This is a genomic window from Streptomyces sp. CA189 (assembly GCF_056428985.1).
In genome coordinates this window covers 175385-192709 of record NZ_JBWJVM010000009.1, presented here as the reverse complement: position 1 = coordinate 192709, position 17325 = coordinate 175385, and the positions used below count along the sequence as shown (strand labels likewise).

Sequence of the window (17325 nt, the reverse complement as noted above, 5' to 3'; positions counted from 1 at the left end):
TATTGGCGTCGGATGTCCTCACCGGCGGGCGTGCCGCGACCAGTCGTAGTGGTCCTGGCCGAGGTTGTCGGAGCGGTCGCGGATCTCCTGCTCGGAGGGGCGGTCGGAGCCACTGCCGGCGCGGCTGCCGTCGTCGCCCCCGCGGCCCTCCTCCTTCTGGTGGCGGACCGCCTCGCCCGTCTTCGCGTCGATGTCGATCTCGTGCCGGACCGAGCCGTCGCCGACCTCGATCCGCCACAGCGGCCTGGCCTCGGTGCCCTGGATGGACAGCCGGGAGGCGAAGCCCGCGCCGGCCTTCGCCACGGCGCTGCGGACGGCGTCCTCGCGGTCCACGCTCGCGGCGGCCAGCTTGGCGAGCGGGATCTCCAGGTACGGGCGGGCCCGCTCCGGCATCCGGTCGGCCCGGTCGCCCAGCAGTGCGCCGGTGGTCGCGTCCACGGTGAGGTGGTGCACGCGCGGCTCGGCGGTCATGACGTCGACCTCCCAGACCTGGGCGCCGTCCTCGGTCTCCAGCTCCACGTCCGTGATCCTGCCGCCGGGCACCGACTTCTCGGCGGTCTCCATGGCCCGGGCGCGGGAGGTCTTCGGGCCGCCCTGCTCGGCGGGGGCCTGCTCCGGAGCCGCCGCCGGGGTCTCGGGAGCCGGGGACGATCCGGCGGCCGCGGCCGGGGCCGCGTTCCCGGCGGCGCGGGCCCTGTCCGCGCCGGCCCCGGAGCCCGAGCCGCCGCAGCCGGTGAGCGAGAGGGTGAGTGCCCCGGCCGCGAGGGTGGCGGCCAGCAGGCGGCGGCGACGGGCGGCGGCCCTGGCGGCCGTGGCGGCCGCCGCGACGGTCATGGTGGGGGTGGGGGTCGTGGTGGGGGTGGCGGTCGTGCGGACGTTCATGGGGCCCTCCCGAGCGGCGGTCTCACCGGCTGGTGATGGCTCCACTCTCAGGGGCCCGCCTGAACCCTCCCTGAAGCATCCTGAAGGCGACTTCAGGATGATCCGTCAGGTTATGTCCCGTTATAGTCCCGATATGGCTCTCCATGAGACGAAGGACCTGCGTGCCCGCGACGCCGAGACGGACGTGTTCGCGTCCGCCCTCAGCGGCGAGATCCTCCCCAAGTACCGGATGCCCGAAGACCACTCGCCCTCCGAGGTGGTCTACCAGCTCCTCCACAACGAGCTGCTCCTCGACGGCAACGCCGCCCAGAACCTGGCCACCTTCTGCACCACCTGGTCGGACGACGGGGTCCACCGGCTGATGAACGAGTGCCTCGACAAGAACATGATCGACAAGGACGAGTACCCGCAGACGGCCGAGATCGAAGCCCGCTGCGTCAACATCCTGGCCGATCTGTGGAACGCCCCCGCCGGCACCACCGGCACCGGCTGCTCCACCACCGGGTCCAGCGAGGCCGCCATGCTGGGCGGCCTCGCCCTCAAGTGGCGCTGGCGAGAGCGCCGCCGCGCCGCCGGACTGCCCACCGACAGGCCGAACCTGGTGTGCGGGCCGGTCCAGGTCTGCTGGGAGAAGTTCGCCCGGTACTTCGACGTAGAGCTCCGCCAGGTCCCCCTGGAGCCCGGAGCCACCGGCCTGCGCCCCGAGCAGCTCGCCGCCCACGTCGACGAGAACACCATCGGCGTCGTCGCCATCCTCGGCGTCACCTACACCTGCGTCTACGAGCCCGTCGCCGAGATCGCCGCCGAACTCGACCGGATCCAGGCCGAGCACGGCTGGGACGTGCCGATCCACGTGGACGCCGCCAGCGGCGGCTTCGTGGCCCCCTTCCTCCACCCCGACGTGGTCTGGGACTTCCGGCTGCCGCGCGTGGCCTCCGTCAACACCTCCGGGCACAAGTACGGCCTCGCCCCGCTGGGCGTCGGCTGGATCGTCTGGCGCACCGCCGATCTGCTCCCGGCCGACCTCGTCTTCTCCGTGGACTACCTCGGCGGGGACATGCCCACCTTCGCCCTCAACTTCTCCCGGCCGGGCGGCGAGATCATCGCGCAGTACTACCTGTTCCTGCGCCTGGGCCGGGGCGGCTACCGCCGGGTCCAGCAGGCCTGCGCCGACACCGCCCAGTACCTGGCCCGCGAGATCGAGACCGTCGGCCCCTTCACCCTCCTCTACGACGGCCAGGGCGCGCTGCCCGCCGTCTCCTACCGGCTCACCGATCCGGAGGGCGCGGGCTTCACCCTCTACGACCTCTCCGACCGGCTCCGGATGCGCGGCTGGCAGGTGCCCTCGTACCCGCTGCCCGCCGAGCGCGACGACACGGTCATCCAACGGGTCCTGATCCGGCACGGGGTGACCCGGGACCAGATCGCGCTGCTCGTCTCCGACCTGCGCCTCGCCGTGGAACACCTCATCGCGCACCCGCAGCCCGTACCCGCGGGCCCGCCCCAGTCCGGCTTCCACCACTGATCCGGCGTCAGGGCCTCCCGGGGCGGGCCCGCCCGGGCGGGCCCGTCCCGGGAGGGAAGAACGAGGTGCTCAGGACGCCGACCAGCGCATCCCCAGCTCCGTCAGCGCGGCCGTCCGCTCCGGGGTGAGGGACGCGGCGCGGGAGCGCTGGTTGGCGATCCAGGAGCCGAGGCGCAGGTCCCGGTCGCCGACCCGCTCCACGTGCGTACGGGGCACCCGCAGGTGCCGCTCGCGCTCGTGGAACCGCCGGGCCGCCGCCAGGTGCGCGGCCCAGGCGTCCGCGTGGGCGACCCGGGGCTTCGGCCGGTCCGCCTCGTCGGCCGGGGTCACCCCGAGGGCGTGCTCCAGCAGCCAGCGCTGGGCCCAGGCCAGCCGTTCCCAGGACGTGCGCTGCCCGCGCAGCCACACGCCGAGGTCCTCGCCCTGGACCACGGCCTCCCCGGGGCGCGTCGGCAGCCGGCCGCCCGCGTCCAGGTGGACCCGGGTCAGGTGGAAGACCCGCTGCCAGGAGATCTCCCAGGAAGGGCACCAGGACGCGTCGACGGCCTCCAGGGCCTCCCGGCGCTCCCCGGACAGGGCTCCGGGGCCCTCCCGGCGGGCCGCCGCCCGCTGGTTCTTGACCCAGACCCCGACCGGGGCCCCGCGCCAGGTGGCCTCCACGGGCGGCAGCAGGTGCCCGTGTTCGGCGGCCCAGCCGGTCGCCGCCGCGAGTCCTTCCTCGAAGGCCACGTCGAAGTGGCTCCACACCATGCCCAGTTCGTCGAGCTGGGCCACCCGCTCGCGGCCGAGCGCCCCGCGGCGGTACGTGCGCCGGGCGTCCGCGATCCACTGGCCGAGCGGGAACCGGGCCAGCCCCGGCGGCCAGCTCGCCTCGGCCGCCGACCCCTCCACGCCGGCCGCGCCCGTCCCGGGGACTCCGACGGGCGTGGCGGTCTTCTCGGGGGTGGAGCCGGCCCTCGCGGCTCCGCCGCTCCCGGGCACCTTGAACGCGAACGGCACCTTGAGGTCCCCGGCCGCACCGGCGTAGATCCGGGCGGCCTCCACCCCGCGCCGCCAGTGCTCGCGCTCCGGGTACAGGACGCGCAGCCGGATGAAGGCCGCCAGCAGCGCCGGGTCGCGGGGCGTGGAGAAGCTCAGCAGGGACTCCGCGCCGCGGCGCGGCCCGGGGCCGACCACGGACTCCGCGCCGCCCGTGGTCCCCGCCCCGCGCCTGCTCGGGGCCTGGGGCTGCGCCAGGGACTCGACGAGCCGGGTGTCGTGGGCCCGTAGCGCCTCCAGCAGCCGCGCGAGGTCACCGTACGCCCGTGAGGTCAGCATCGTCTCGGGGGACTCGCCGGGCCCCAGCAGCACCGGCACCACGAGGGAGGCCACCTTGCCCTCCCCGGGCCGGATGCGCAGCGCCCGGCCGACGGCCTGGACCAGGTCGGGCATGGAACCCCGTACGTCGGCCCAGAAGACCGAGTCGCACTCCTTGGTGTCCACGCCCTCGCCCAGCACCCGGACACTGCCCAGGAAGGCCTTGTCCGCGACCCGGTCGTCCGCGAAGGCACCCAGCACCCGCCGCCGGTGCGCCGCCGTGTGCTGACCGCACAGCCAGTCCGCCCAGACGGTACGGGGGTACACCGGCCGGGGGGCCCAGCTCGTGGCGCGCATCCGGGCGGCCACCGCCGGCAGCCCGGCCGCGAAGGCCTCGGCCTCCTTGGTCAGGTGGTGGAAGACGAGCGTGCGCCGGAACCCCTGCTTCACGGCAGCCGTCACCAGCGCCGCCTGGAGCGCCGCGAGCCGTACTCCGCGCACGGAGTCGGAGCGTCCGTCCGGCCCGAGCAGCACGGCCGCCTGGAACTCCGGATCGCTGACGTCCACGCAGACCACCCGGTAGGGCGCGCAGATGCCCCGGTCGACGGCCTCCGAGAGGGTGAGGGTGTAGCAGCGCGCTCCGAAAGGCCCGTCCGGATCGTCCTCCATGGAGGCCACCAGGTCGCCCCGGCTGCGCGCCCCCTCCGGCCGGCCGGAGCCCTCGGCCGGCCCTGAATCCTCGCCGTCCTGCCAGACCCGGGGCGTGGCCGTCATGTACAGCCGGCGGATCGAGGGGATCCGGAGGTTGTCGTGCACCACCGCCCAGGGCTTGCCGATCCGCCCCGAGGTCCGGTGCGCCTCGTCGACCACGATCAGGTCCCAGCCGGGCAGCCCCTCGCGGTGCGCGCGTTCGATGGTGCCGAGGCCGAGCGAGGCGTACGTGGCGTACACCGTGACCCGGTCGACGGGCAGGCCCGCCCAGTCGGCCAGTTCGGCCGGGTCGGTGGTCGTGGGCACCCCCGCGTCCTCGCCGCGCAGCGAGCACACGGCGAAGGCGCGGCCGGTCCGGCCGCCCTCGCGCCAGGCGGCCGCGGTCTGCACGAGGAGGTCCAGGGAGGGCACCAGCACCAGGACCCGGCCGGCCCGCAGCTCCTCGGCCGTGTGCACGGCGACCAGCGACTTGCCGGAGCCCGTTGCCATGATCACCTGCGTACGCAGCCCGGTCCGTGGGACCCTGCGCCCGGCGGGCAGTTCCAGCGCCCGCACGGCGGCGTCGACGGCCTCGCGCTGGTGCGGACGGAGTTTCTGCCTGCTGATGCGCCCCACCTCCACCGTGATCTGCCGGTTTGCTTCCAGCTCCTATCTTGCCCTCATTTTGAATCATTGCGGGGAGATCGAACCGACGGGGTGCGGCGGAGCGGAGCGGGCCGGCCAGGAATGCGGGGCCCTACATCCGGGCGCCGAAGTTCTGCGTCCACCACGGGCCGCCGTCGCCCTGGTGGAGGCCCACGCCGATATCCTTGAAGGAGCAGTTGAGGATGTTCTCGCGGTGCCCCTGGCTCTTCATCCAGGAATCCATGACCTGGGCCGCGGTCCGCTGTCCCTTCGCGATGTTCTCCCCGTAGGTGGACCAGCGGTACCCGGCGGCCGTGGTCCGCTTGCCCGGGTCCGCGCCGTCCGGGTTGGTGTGCGAGAAGAAGTCCCGCCGCGCCATGTCGTCGGAGTGCCCCTGGGCGGCCGTACGGAGCTGCGCGTCCTCCTTGAGCGGCCCGCAGCCGGCCGCCGCGCGCTCGGAGTTGACCAGGGCCACCACCTGGGAGGCGGTGCTGCCGCCCGGCGGGGCGGGAGCCGGGCTCTTCGGCGATGTGGACTTCGGGCTCGGCTTCGGGGTGGGCGTGGGGGTCGGACCCGGAGTCGCGGTCGGGCTCGGACCGGGGCTCGGCGAGGCGCTCGGCGAGGCGGACGCCGAGGGACTCGGGGTCGGGGAGGCCGGCTCCGGGGGCAGCGCGGTCCCCGATCCCGGCGCCACGAGCGCGGCCGGAGGCGCCTCCGGGGAGGCGGTGCCGGGCCGGGTGCCGAGGTAGGTCAGCCCGCCTCCCACGACACAGGCGGCGAGCACGGCGCCACCGATCATCCGGCGCCGGCCGCGGACGCGCCGCTGCTTGCGCAGCGAGGCACGCCCGTCCCCGGGGCCGCCCGCCGAGGCGAACTGCGCTTCGCTGCCGCTGCCGCTGCCGCTGCCGCCGCTGCCGCCGCCGTCGCCGCCGTCGGGGCCGGTGCCCGGGGTGGCGGACCCGCCCGGGCCGTACGCCGAAGCGCCGGCGGCCAGGCCCGCGGAGGCGAAGCCGGACTCCGTGGCCGCCCGTACGCCCGCGAGCAGCGCCGCCGAGACCGGCAGCAGCGCCAGCCCTGCCAGCAGTCCTTCGGCCGGGACCAGGCCGTTCCACAGCCCGGCGCACCGCAGGCACGCGCGGGCGTGCCGGGCTATTCGCTTGCGCCACAGCGCCGAGGGCAGGCCGTCCCAGCTCGCCGCCACCGCCCGCAGGTCCTCGCAGGGCGGCTGGGCCCCCAGCGCCCGCTCCACCACCCGGGCCGCCTCCAGCTGCGCCTTCATCCGCTGCACCCGTACCGCCGTGTGCTGTGGGGACAGCTCCAGGGCCTGCGCCATCTCCGCGCGCGTCAGCTCCCCGGCGCACTCCAGCCACCACAGGGAGAGCAGCGCCCGGTCGTCGGGCTCCAGCCAGCGCGTGGCACGGGCCGTCTCGCGCCGCTGGCCCTCCAGCTGGAGCCGTACGACGGTCAGGTCCACGAAGTCGGCGCCCGGATCGGCGAGCTCCCAGGCGGCTTCCAGGCCGCTTTCGCCGGGGGCGCTGCGGCGGGCCTGCCAGTGGGCGCGTACCCGGTTCATGGCGATCGCGACCAGCCAGGACCGGAAGCTGTGGTCGTCGCGCAGGCCGCCCAGCCCGTCGAGTGCCCGCAGCATCGTGTCCTGGACCACGTCGTCCACGTCGACGGACCCGTTCAGGGCCCGCCCGACGATGTTGTAGACCAGCGGCAGATAGGCGCTGACCAGGTCGTCCTGTGCGCGGGGATCGCCCGCGCGAGCCGCGGCGACCAGCGCTGCCGTGTGCTGACTGCTCATAGAAAAGTCCCTGTCCGTACCGGCGCTCGATGATGCCCAATACCTGGGAGACCGTCGAGGGGGACTCCGATAACGCTTATCCGCCGAACGGTTCCGGAGATGCGGAATCCGGAGCGCCCGGTCCCGTTTCCCCGGCCGGGGCGAGGCGGGCGGCCAGGGCGTCGAGATCGGGCAGGAACCAGATGTGGCGCCCCTCGTTCGATTCCCGTACGAGGTCCCGCAGGGCCGAACTCGCCCCCAGGTGGTGCGAGAGGTCGCCCACGACCACCAGGCGGACCCGGTAGTTCACGAACTTCTGCATGATCGCCCCGGCCAGCCCGCTGCGCAGGTCGAAGAAGCCGGCGTCCAGCCGCTCCACCGGGACGGCGACGATGTCGGTCCGGTAGAAGGCGCCGCCGATCAACTGGTCGAGCGCGTCCTGCTCGGTGGCGACCGGCGGGCCGTCGGCGGCGCAGACCAGGACCGGCACGCCGTGGCATGCCACGAGGAGGTCAGCCACGGTGCACCGCCCCCGCGTCGTGGTCCAGCTCGTTCCCCATGCCGTTGCCCGGGCCGAGCACCCCGTCGACCAGGTGCAGCAGATCGGCAGTGGTGGCGGCGTCGCCGAGGATCACGATCTTCATGCGGGCCCGCTCCTTGTCGTAGACCGTCTGGACGCGCAGGGGGGCCGAGGTGGCCCGCGGGGACTGCGCGCTCGCCGTGACGAGGTTCGCGAGCCGGTTCGCCGCGTCGGGGCCGACCGCGTCGATCTGCACGATGCTCGACACCTCCAGGTGCCGCCGGGGAGCCTCCCCGGCGGCGGAGGGACCCTCGCCGGCCGGGTCGGGGCGGCTGGTCAGGGCCTCGAAGTCGGCCCGGCTGATCCGGTACTGCTTGCCGATCCTGACGGCTTTCAGCCGGCCGTCGCGCACATAGTTCCGGACGGTGCGCACGTGCAGTCCGAGCAGCTCGGCGACCTCGCCGACCGAGTACAGCTCGCGTCCTTCGTCACTCATAATCCCGAATCCTACCCTGAAGAGGGAGGATAGATTCTGATAGGGAAGGTTGCGGAAGGTTCGGTGCTGTGAGATCAGCAGCCGAGGAGGAGTTCGAGAAGTCGCTCCGGAGCCCGCAGCGGCAGGTAGTGATCGGCATCGGCGACCACCTCCAGCCGTGCGCCCGGAATGCCGTCGGCGAGACGTGCGGCGATGACGCCGATCTCCGGGTGGTCGTGAGTGCCGACGACGACCGTCGTCGGAACCCCGATCCGCTCCAGCCGGCCGACAGCGTCCTCGGCCGGGTCGAGTGCGTGTCCCTTCTCGGCGGCGGCTCCGGCTTCGGCGTTCTCCCGCACCATCGGCTCGATGACCTCGAAACCCGGGGCCCGGTCGCCCAGGCTCGCCCAGAGCGTGAGCTCCAGCTCGGCGATGCGCCCGCCGGACGATCCGCGGTGCGCCGCGCCGTACGCATCCATCTCGGGGCTCCGGGGCCACTCGTGCCCACTGGCGGACGCCCCGATCAGCGTCAGCGATCGGACCCGCCCGGGGTGTTCCAGGGTGAAGTCGAGCGCGACCTCGCCTCCCATGCTCAAGCCGACGAGCCCCGCGCTCTGGAAGGCGAATCGGTCCAGGACCGCCAGCAGGTCGTCTTCATGGCGGAACGGCGCGGTCGGAGGCGTCGAGCGTCCATGACCCCTGGCGTCGTAACGAACCACGGTGTGGTGCCGTGCCAGCGCCGCGAAGACGCGGCTCCACAGGCGGCTGTCGTGGACCGAGCCGTGGAGCAGGACGAGCGGGGGGCCGTCCCCGGCCTTCTCGGCCCAGAGGCGGCCTCCGCCGGCAAGGGGGATCAACTCGGTTGTCATACCCCCGATTCGATCACGCGGCCGCATCCACCGAGGGGCGCGGGGGCCCCGGAAACCGCTTCGACTGCGGCCGGGCACGCTCCTAGGATCATCGGATGACGGATCCTCGCTACCCCGCCAAGCCCCGCCCCGGAGACCGCGTCGCGGTGCTCTCCCCTTCGGCCGGCCTGCCCGAGCTCTTCCCGTTCCCCTACGAGCTGGGCCTGCGCCGGCTCCGGGAGGAGTTCGGGCTGGAACCGGTCGAGTACCCGACCACCCGGAAGATGGGCGCGACGCCGCAGGAACGAGCCGCCGACCTGCACGCCGCCTTCGCCGACCCCGAGATCAAGGCCGTCATCGCCAGCATCGGCGGCGACGACCAGATCACACTGCTCCCGCACCTCGACGCCGAGCTCCTGCGCGCCCACCCCAAGCCGTTCTTCGGCTACAGCGACAACACCAACCTGCTCCTGCACCTGAGGGACCTGGGACTGGTCGGCTATCACGGGAGCTCGGTGATGGTCGAGCTCGGACGGCCCGGCGCGCTGCACCCGCTGACGGCCGAGTCCCTGCGGGCGGCGCTGTTCACCTCGGGCGAGTACGAGCTGACCGCCGCCGGGGCCAGCGGGGACGTCAACGGTTCCTGGGACGACCCCGGCACCTTCGACGCCGAACCGGATCTGGAGCCGGCCAAGGGCTGGACCTGGCACAACGCCGACCGGGTGGTCGAGGGCAACAGCTGGGGCGGCAACCTGGAGATCATCTCCTGGCTGCTGATGGCCGACCGCGCCGTGCGGCCCGCCGAGGAGTACGCGGGCGGGGTGCTCTTCCTGGAGACCTCGGAGGACATGCCGCGCGCCCAGGACGTCTACTGGATCCTGCGCAGCATGGGGGAGCGCGGACTGCTGCGGCAGTTCCCCGCCCTCCTGATGGGCCGGGCGAAGAGCTGGTCCTTCGAGAAGCGCTTCGACGCCGAGGGGCGGGAGCGCTACCGCCACGAGCAGCGCGAGGCGGTCCTGCGGGCCCTCGGCGAGTACGCGCCCGACACCATGGCCGTTCTCGACGTGGACCTCGGGCACACCGACCCGCAGCTCGTGATCCCCGTCGGCGGCCGGGTCCGGGTGGACGGTCCCGCCCGCCGCCTCTTCGTGACGTACTGACGAACATCCCCTCCACGTAGCTCCGTTGGGGTTCCCCCGGCCCGGTCCGGGGTGACAATGGGGCTCCCACGGGACGTGTTGGGGGCGGCATGTCGGCGTTGCTCTTGAGAGGATCCGGCCGGGCGCGGGGCTGGGCCGGATACCTCGGTTCGGTAGGGCTCGGAGCAGGTGCGGTGGCGTTGGCGGCGGTGTGGACCTCGGGGCCCTGGGCCGCCGGGATCGGCGCGGCCGTCACCACGCTGTCCGGCCTCGCCGCCGAGCGGATGCGGCCCAGGGTGTGTCCTTCGGGTCAGGTCGGATTAGCCCGCGGCACCGGACGCCGCGGGCCCGGCCTGACCCGAAAGACACACCCTAGAGGGGAGGCCGCCGGGCCCGGGGTCGCCGGGGAGCTGCTGCGCACGGCGGCGGGCCGGATCCCGCTGCTGCGCCAGGTGGACCGCCCCGAACTGGCCGGAGCCCAACCGGCCGAAGCCCCCGCCGCCCCGCCCGCGTACATCCGGCGCGACGCCGAACCGGGGCTGCGCGCAGCCCTGGAGCGGAGCCGCTTCGTCCTCGTGGTGGGGGAGTCCACGGCGGGCAAGACCCGGCTCGCCTACGAGGTGGCCCGCACCCGCTTCCCCCGGCACGCCTTCGTCCGCCCGCTCTCCCGCGCCGCACTGCCCGAAGCGGTACGGATCGCCGGGCGTCGGCGCCGCGCGGTGCTCTGGCTGGACGACCTCGAGGACTACCTCGGCGACGGCGGCCTCAGCGCCACCCAACTGGCCTCCCTGCGCACGGCGGTGGTCATCGCGACGATGCGGGTCCAGGAGTACCGGCGCTACGACGCCCGCGAGGAGAGCCGGCTCACCGGCTCCGACCGGGACGCCTGGCGGGCCCAGCGCGACCTGCTCCACCAGGCGGCCGTCATCAGGCTGCCCCGGCACTGGTCCCCGGCGGAGCGCGGCCGGGCCGCCGCCCACCAGGGCGATCCGCGCATCGGGGCCGCGCTGCGCGCGGGCGAGCGGTTCGGGGTGGCCGAGGTGCTGGCGGCCGGTCCGGAGCTCCTGGCGGCCTGGGAGAACGCCTGGGCCCCGGGCGCCAATCCGCGCGGCGCCGCCGTGGTCGCGGCGGCGGTGGACTGCCGCCGGGCCGGGCTGCGCCGCCCGGTGAGCCGCGCCTGGCTGCGCGAGCTGCACGCCCCCTACCTGGCGGCCCGGGGCGGCGGGGGCCTCCAGCCCGAGCCCTTCGCGGAGGCGATGGACTGGGCCTGCACCGCCGCCTACGCCACGAGCGGGCTGCTCATCGGCAACTTCGGGGCCGGATTCACCGCGTTCGACTACCTGTTGAACGCGCCGGGCAACGGCCCGGTTCCCGAGCACCTGTGGCGCGGACTGCTGCCCCTGGTGGAGCCCGCCGACGCCTACGACATGGGGCTGGTCGCACACCAGGACGGCCGTCTCGCACGGGCCGTCGAAGCCCTCGGCCTCGCCTCGCGCGGCGGGATCCCCGGCGCCGAACTGCCGCTGGCCATAGCCGTCGGGGACTCCGGGAAACCGCGCCGGGCCGCCGCCGATCTCGCCGGGATCGCCCGCAGGCGGGCCGGCCGGCTCGGGCCCCGACATCCCGACACGTTGGCGGCCCGGCATCAACTGGCCTTCTTCGTAGGGGAGTCCGGGAACCATCGGGCTGCCGCAGCCCGGTTCGCGGAGCTGCTCGCGGACGTCGCGGAGGTGCTGGGGCCCGAGCATCCGGACACCCTGGCGGCCCGCCATCAACTGGCCTACTTCACCGGGGAAGGCGGTGATCCCCGCGCGGCGGCCCGCCAGTTGGAGGGGCTGCTGGCCGACCGCTCGCGCATCCACGGTGCCGCCCATCCGCAGGTACTCGCGACCCGGCGCAGCCTGATCTGGTTCCGGCCTGGTGAACCCGCCGCGGCCGAAAGCGAATTGGGGCTGCTGCTGGCCGAAGCCGAAGCCGCAGAGGGGATCGGGCCCGACGACCCGCACACGCTCGCCATCCGGGGGAGCCTGGCCGCGCTGGCGGCCCGCGCAGGGCGCACGGACGAAGCGGCCGAGGCCTGGGCGCAGCTCACCGCGGACCGGACCCGGGTACTGGGCGAGGACCACCCGCACGTGTTCTACTCCCGCCTGGAGTGGGCCCGGGCCCTGCTCGCCCAGGACCGGGCCCCCGAGGCGGCCGCGGTGCTGACCGAAGCCCTGGCCCGGGCCGCGTCCATCCTGGAACCGGGCCACCGGCACCTGCGGACGGCCCGGGAACTGCTGACCCGGTCCGCGGACCGAGCCCCGGCCGCCGACCGGCCCGACCCCGCACGGGGCGCCGCCGGCCCCGAATGACCGGAGCGCACCCCGGCGGGCTCCGCGCGGCGGCCTACAGCAGCGGGGCCAGCGCCTTCGTGGCCTCCAGCAGAGCGGGTGCGTAGGCCTCGATCTCGGTGCGGGAGACCAGGAAGGTGACGGTGGTGATGCTGACGCCGCCGATCGGGCGGCCCCGGGCGTCGAGTATCGCGGCGCCGATGCAGCGGATGGTGGGCTCGTTCTCCTCATCGTCCAGGGCGAACCCCTGGGCCCGCACCCTCTCCAGCTCCGCCTCCAGGGCCTGAGGCGTGGTGAGCGTCTTGGGCGTGCGGCGCGGCAGCCCGGCCGTGGCGACCAGCTCGCGGGCCTCGTCCCCGGGCAGCGCGGCCAGGATGCTCTTGCCGATCGCGGTCGTGTGCAGCGGCATCCGCATGCCGACCCGCGAGGCGGTCTGGAAGGGCTGGTCGCTCTCCAGCTTCCGGATGTAGGTGATGGTCTCCCCGCTGTGCAGGGCGAGGTGGACCGCCTGCCCGGTGGCCTCCTGCAGTTCCCGCAGGATCTGCTCGATGCTGGCCGGCTCCCCGCCGCTGACCAGGGCGGACAGTCCGCGCAGCCGGGGGCCGACGCCGTAGCGGCTCTCGCCCTCGGAGCGTACGAAGCCCTGCTCGATCAGCGAGGCCAGGATGCGGAAGGTACTCGACTTCGGCACGGCCGCCGCCGCCACGACATCGGTGAGCCGGTGCGGGCCGCCGGGGGCGGCCACGGCCTCCAGGATCCGCATCGACTTCTCCAGCGCCGTACCCGCGGCGGAGGTCCGTCCGCCGCGCGCAGTGCTTTCGGCCCCCGCGATCTCGGGCCTTTCGTCCGTGGACAAGGGATCTCCATCGATGGGTATGGTCTGCATCAGAAGTTCCGTTACACGATACCAAGTTCCAGTACGTGGAACAAATGGAGGGTCCTTTGTCCTGTCACCCGTATGCGGCCATCACCGCGCAGCGACTGCTGCCGGTCCTGCGCAACGCCGACGCGGACGAGGCCGTCCGCCACACCACTGCCCTCCTCGCCGCCGGCTGCCGCGCCGTCGAACTCACCACCTCCACCCCCGGCTGGGCCGAGGCGGTGGCCCGTACCGTGCCGCTCGCCGACGTGCGGGGGCGGCCCGCCCTCATCGGGGTCGGCACCGTCACCACCGCCGAGGCTGCGCGGACCGCACTCGACGCGGGCGCCGCCTTCCTCATCTCGCCCTACCCGGCTCCCGAGGTCCGCGAGGTCGCCCGGGAGCGCGGGGCCGTCTTCATCGAAGGCGGCTTCACCCCCGGTGAGATCGCCTCCGCGGTCCGGTCTGGCGGCGCGGCGAAGGTGTTCCCCGCCCACGTGGGCGGCCCGCAGTTCCTCCGCTCCCTCAAGGCCGTCCTCCCCGGCGCCCTGATCATCCCGACCGGCGGGATCAAGCCAGGCGAGGTCCGCGACTGGCTCGCCGCCGGGGCCGCCGCCGTCGGGATAGGCAGCGGCCTGCCCGCCGACCCGGGCGAGCTGGCCGCCGTCTTCGCCGACCTCGCCCAGCCCTGCTGCGGCGACTGCGCGGGCACGGAGCGCCGACCGTGAGCGGGCCCGAGGGGTACGACGTCCTCGTCCTCGGCGAGGTGCTCGTCGAGATCCACGCCGAGACCGCCCTGCGGGACGCCGCCGACGGCACCCGTGCCCGCGTCTCCTTCTCCGGGGACGCCCTCAACGCCGCGGCCGCCGCCGTCGCCGCCGGAGCCCGAACCGCCCTCCTCGCCGTCGTCGGCGAGGACGAGCTGAGCGTCCCGCTGCTGGCCCGCGCCGCCGAACTCGGCGTGGACCTCTCCCACGTACGCCGCTCCCCGCGCCCGAACGGCGCCTACCTGCTCTGCGCCGACACCGACGGCGACCGGGAGTTCGTCTACTGGCGCACCGGCAGCGCCGGCTCCACCCTCTCGGTGGAACACGTGGAGTCCTGGCGGGAGTTGCTTACGGGCGCCAAGGCCCTCATCACCAGCGGCATCGCCGGCGCCCTGTCGCCGAGCAGCCGCGAAGCCGTACTGCTCGCCGCCCAGACCGTGCACGGAGCCGGCGGACACCTCTCCTACGACCCCAACTTCCGCCCCCGCCTCACCAGTCGGGGCGAGGCCCGCACACTGCTGGCCCGCATCGCCCCGCTGACCGGCCTGCTGAAGACCTCCTGCCCCGCCGACGCGCTGGCCATGGTCGACACCGACGACCCGGTCGAGGCCGCCGTCCGCTACCGGGCCCTGGGCGCCCGTACCGTCGCGGTCACCGCGGGCGCCGACCGGCTGCTGCTGGACGACGGCACGGGGGCGGCGTACCTCCCGGTCCCGGTCAACCCGGACCCGGTCGACGCGACCGGCGCAGGGGACTGCTTCACAGGCACCGCCACCGCCCGCCTCGCGCTCGGCGACAGCCTCGCGGACTCCGTGGCGTACGCGACGGCCGCCGCCTCCCTCTCCGTGTCCGGCCGCGGCGGCACCGGACGCATCCCCGACTTCACCGAAACGGCCGCCCTGGCGGCCGCCCACCGCGAAGAATTCCTCAGAGCAGGACAGGCCACGGCATGAGCATCGTGGACAGTAAGGGCCCGCTGCCGCCTCGGCGGTGAAGGGGGATGGCGGCGGTGCGCCGGGCGCTCCGCCGCCTCATCCTGAAGGTTGCGAGAGCAACCTGTGTTGAATGTGACGGGCCTGTACCTTCTGGCGTTCGTCTTCAACTACGTGACTCCTCCCCCTCGCGAACGAGGGGGCTTCTCACTTAACTCCAACGAGTCTCGTGACGGCCAAGCCCTGACCGCTGCCGGAGCAGGTGGGTAGCGTACCAGACCGTTTCGTGCTTTCGGCGATCGGGGTGCGTGTCCCTCCCCGACTGAAACCGGGCAGGCATACGCAAGTTGAGGGATGTCCGATCGAGCTGGTCCTCGCCCGCCTCGGCCTCGGTGTGGGTGAGGCCAGCGCCTACCCGGCCTCGGCCAAGGTGGTATCCCGCTGGTTCCCCAAGCACGAGCGCACCATGGGCAACGCGATCTGGGACTCCGGCTCGCGGATCGGCGCGGTCATCTCGCTCCCGATCATCACGGCGCTCATCGCCTGGGCCGGCTGGCGCGTGGCCTTCTACGTCGCGGGCGCGCTGGCGATCGGCTGGGTCCTGCTGTGGTGGAAGGCGTACCACGACCCGCAGAGCCACCCGAAGGCCACGGCGGCCGAGCTCGACTACATCCGCAAGGGCGGGGCGCGCCTGGAGGACGTCAACGAGGACGGCACCACCGTCGTCTCCAAGGTGAAGTGGAGCCAACTGTTCCGGTACCGCACGGTCTGGGGCATGATGATCGGCTTCTTCTGCCTCAACTACAGCAACTTCTTCTTCATCACCTGGTTCCCCGCCTTCCTCGTCAAGGACCGCGGCTTCAACCTCGCCGAGCTCGGCATCTTCGGAATGATCCCCGGCTTCATCGCCATCGGCGGCAGCCTCGGCGGCGGAGCGGTGGCCGACTCCCTCCTCAAGCGCGGCTGGTCCGTCAACCGGGCCCGTAAGACCTGCCTGGTGGCGGGCATGACCGGCGCCTCCGCCATCGCCCCCGCCGTCTTCGTCGAGAACGCGGCCGGCATGATCGCGCTGCTCTCCGTCTGCTGCGCCTCGCTCGCCTTCGCCGGCGCCTCGGTGGCCTCGCTGCCGGCCGACGTCGCCCCCGAGCCCGGCCAGGTCTCCTCCCTCGCCGGCATCCAGAACTTCGCCTCCAACATCGCCGGCTTCGTCGGCCCGATCATCACCGGCGCGATCGTCGCGGCCACCGGGTCCTTCATGTTCGCCCTGGCCCTCTCCGGAGCCTTCGCCGTCGTCGGCGCCCTCTCGTACGGCCTGCTGATCAAGAAGGTCGAGCCGCTCCCGGTCCCCTCGTCCTGACCCGTCCGCCCCCTCTCGAAGAAGCGAGGAAGCACCCCACCATGAGCACCACCACGAGCACCATCGTCGAAGCCAAGGTCATCGTCAGCAGCCCCGGCCGCACCTACGTCACCCTCAAGATCACCACCTCCGACGGGGTCACCGGCATCGGCGACGCCACCCTCAACGGCCGCGAACTGTCCGTCGCCTCCTACCTGGAGGACCACGTCTGCCCGCTGCTCATCGGCAAGGACCCGGCGGCGATCGAGCGGATCTGGCAGTACCTCTACAAGGGCGCCTACTGGCGGCGCGGTCCCGTCAGCATGACCGCCATCGCCGCGGTCGACGTGGCCCTGTGGGACATCAAGGGCAAGGTCGCCGGGCTCCCCGTCTACCAGCTCCTCGGCGGCGCGGCCCGCGAGGGTGTCACCGTCTACGGCCACGCCAGCGGCAACGACATCCCCCAACTCCTCGACGACGTCGCCAAGTTCCGCGACCGCGGCTTCCGCGCCGTCCGGGCCCAGGCCGCCGTGCCCGGTGTGGCCAAGGTCTACGGCATGCGCAAGGGAGACGGGAACACCTACGAGCCGGCCGACGGCGAGCTGCCCTCGCAGGGGTGCTGGGACACCGGCAAGTACCTGGACTGGGTGCCCCGGTACATGGCCGCCGTACGGGAGGAGTTCGGCTACGACTTCCACCTCCTGCACGACGTCCACCACCGGCTGACCCCGATCGAGGCCGCGCACCTGGGCAAGTCCCTCGAACCCTTCCGGATGTTCTGGATCGAGGACCCGACCCCGGCCGAGGACCAGGAGGCCTTCCGCCTCATCCGGCAGCACACCACCACCCCGCTGGCCGTGGGCGAGATCTTCAACTCCATCTGGGACTGCCAGCACTTGATCACCGAGCGGCTGATCGACTACATCCGCACCTCGGTCTCCCACGCGGGCGGGATCAGCCACCTCCGCAAGATCTTCTCGCTCGCCGAGCTGTACGGCATCCGCTCCGGCTCGCACGGCGCCGGCGACCTCTCGCCGGTCTCCTTCGCCGCCGCGCTGCACGTGGACCTCTCCGTCCAGAACTTCGGGATGCAGGAGTACATGGAGCACCTGCCGCCCTACCAGGAGGTGTTCACCACCTCCTGGACCTTCGAGGACGGCCTCATGCACCCCGGCGACGCCCCCGGCATCGGCGTCGAGTTCGACGAGGAGGCCGCGGCCCGCTTCCCGTACGAGCGCAAGTACCTGCCGGTGAACACCCTCGCCGACGGTTCGGTGCACGACTGGTAGAGG

The 17325-nt window shown here is 73.5% G+C and carries 14 protein-coding genes; 7 read left to right on the top strand and 7 right to left on the bottom strand.

Annotated features, from left to right (window positions below; translation table 11 throughout):
• Nucleotides 1-18: 18 nt before the first annotated feature.
• Nucleotides 19-882 carry a PepSY domain-containing protein gene (locus AC061S_RS10650; RefSeq protein WP_478685619.1) on the bottom strand — a complete coding sequence of 288 codons (864 nt, stop codon included), beginning with the start codon at nucleotides 880-882 and terminating at the stop codon, nucleotides 19-21.
• Nucleotides 883-1015: 133 nt separating this feature from the next.
• On the opposite strand from AC061S_RS10650, the gene gad reads away from it, so the two are divergent.
• Nucleotides 1016-2407: a glutamate decarboxylase gene (gene gad, locus AC061S_RS10645; protein WP_478685618.1), complete on the top strand. Its 1392-nt coding sequence runs from the start codon at nucleotides 1016-1018 to the stop codon at nucleotides 2405-2407.
• Nucleotides 2408-2476: 69 nt separating this feature from the next.
• On the opposite strand, the gene AC061S_RS10640 is transcribed toward gad, so the two are convergent.
• The 5 genes from AC061S_RS10640 to AC061S_RS10620 form a co-directional block, all read right to left on the bottom strand.
• Entirely contained in the window at nucleotides 2477-5029 is a 2553-nt protein-coding gene (locus AC061S_RS10640; RefSeq protein ID WP_478685617.1) for a helicase associated domain-containing protein, read from the bottom strand.
• A gap of 121 nt (nucleotides 5030-5150) precedes the next feature.
• Entirely contained in the window at nucleotides 5151-6845 is a 1695-nt protein-coding gene (locus tag AC061S_RS10635) for a sigma-70 family RNA polymerase sigma factor (RefSeq protein WP_478685616.1), read from the bottom strand.
• A gap of 76 nt (nucleotides 6846-6921) precedes the next feature.
• On the bottom strand, nucleotides 6922-7344 hold the full coding sequence (locus AC061S_RS10630) for a DUF4180 domain-containing protein (protein WP_478685615.1): 423 nt from the start codon (nucleotides 7342-7344) through the stop codon (nucleotides 6922-6924).
• The gene (locus AC061S_RS10625) at nucleotides 7337-7840 is read right to left on the bottom strand and encodes a helix-turn-helix domain-containing protein (RefSeq protein ID WP_478685614.1); all 504 of its coding nucleotides are present in this window, start codon (nucleotides 7838-7840) and stop codon (nucleotides 7337-7339) included. Before AC061S_RS10625 ends, AC061S_RS10630 begins: the two co-directional genes overlap by 8 nt.
• A gap of 74 nt (nucleotides 7841-7914) precedes the next feature.
• Nucleotides 7915-8688 (bottom strand): alpha/beta fold hydrolase, encoded by a 774-nt coding sequence (locus AC061S_RS10620; RefSeq protein ID WP_478685613.1) that lies wholly within the window; start codon nucleotides 8686-8688, stop codon nucleotides 7915-7917.
• A gap of 95 nt (nucleotides 8689-8783) precedes the next feature.
• Here AC061S_RS10620 and AC061S_RS10615 point away from each other — a divergent pair, with 95 nt between their 5' ends.
• Both AC061S_RS10615 and AC061S_RS10610 read left to right on the top strand, forming a co-directional pair.
• A complete protein-coding gene (locus AC061S_RS10615) occupies nucleotides 8784-9827 on the top strand; it encodes a S66 family peptidase (protein WP_478685612.1) in 1044 nt (347 codons plus the stop codon).
• A 173-nt stretch (nucleotides 9828-10000) separates the two neighbouring features.
• Nucleotides 10001-12160 carry a tetratricopeptide repeat protein gene (locus tag AC061S_RS10610; RefSeq protein WP_478685611.1) on the top strand — a complete coding sequence of 720 codons (2160 nt, stop codon included), beginning with the start codon at nucleotides 10001-10003 and terminating at the stop codon, nucleotides 12158-12160.
• A gap of 34 nt (nucleotides 12161-12194) precedes the next feature.
• Here AC061S_RS10610 and AC061S_RS10605 read toward each other — a convergent pair whose 3' ends face one another.
• Complete coding sequence (locus AC061S_RS10605) at nucleotides 12195-12995, bottom strand: IclR family transcriptional regulator (protein WP_478685610.1); 801 nt, start codon at nucleotides 12993-12995, stop codon at nucleotides 12195-12197.
• An 86-nt stretch (nucleotides 12996-13081) separates the two neighbouring features.
• On the opposite strand from AC061S_RS10605, the gene AC061S_RS10600 reads away from it, so the two are divergent.
• The 4 genes from AC061S_RS10600 to manD all read left to right on the top strand — a co-directional run bounded on the left by AC061S_RS10600 (nucleotide 13082) and on the right by manD (nucleotide 17322).
• The gene (locus tag AC061S_RS10600; protein ID WP_478685609.1) at nucleotides 13082-13726 is read left to right on the top strand and encodes a bifunctional 4-hydroxy-2-oxoglutarate aldolase/2-dehydro-3-deoxy-phosphogluconate aldolase; all 645 of its coding nucleotides are present in this window, start codon (nucleotides 13082-13084) and stop codon (nucleotides 13724-13726) included.
• Entirely contained in the window at nucleotides 13723-14718 is a 996-nt protein-coding gene (locus AC061S_RS10595) for a sugar kinase (RefSeq protein WP_478685608.1), read from the top strand. The genes AC061S_RS10600 and AC061S_RS10595 overlap by 4 nt, the downstream gene beginning before the upstream one ends.
• A 241-nt stretch (nucleotides 14719-14959) precedes the next feature.
• Entirely contained in the window at nucleotides 14960-16054 is a 1095-nt protein-coding gene (locus tag AC061S_RS10590; RefSeq protein WP_478685607.1) for an MFS transporter, read from the top strand.
• Nucleotides 16055-16095: 41 nt separating this feature from the next.
• Nucleotides 16096-17322: a D-mannonate dehydratase ManD gene (manD, locus tag AC061S_RS10585; RefSeq protein ID WP_478685606.1), complete on the top strand. Its 1227-nt coding sequence runs from the start codon at nucleotides 16096-16098 to the stop codon at nucleotides 17320-17322.
• The last annotated feature ends 3 nt before the right edge of the window (nucleotides 17323-17325 follow it).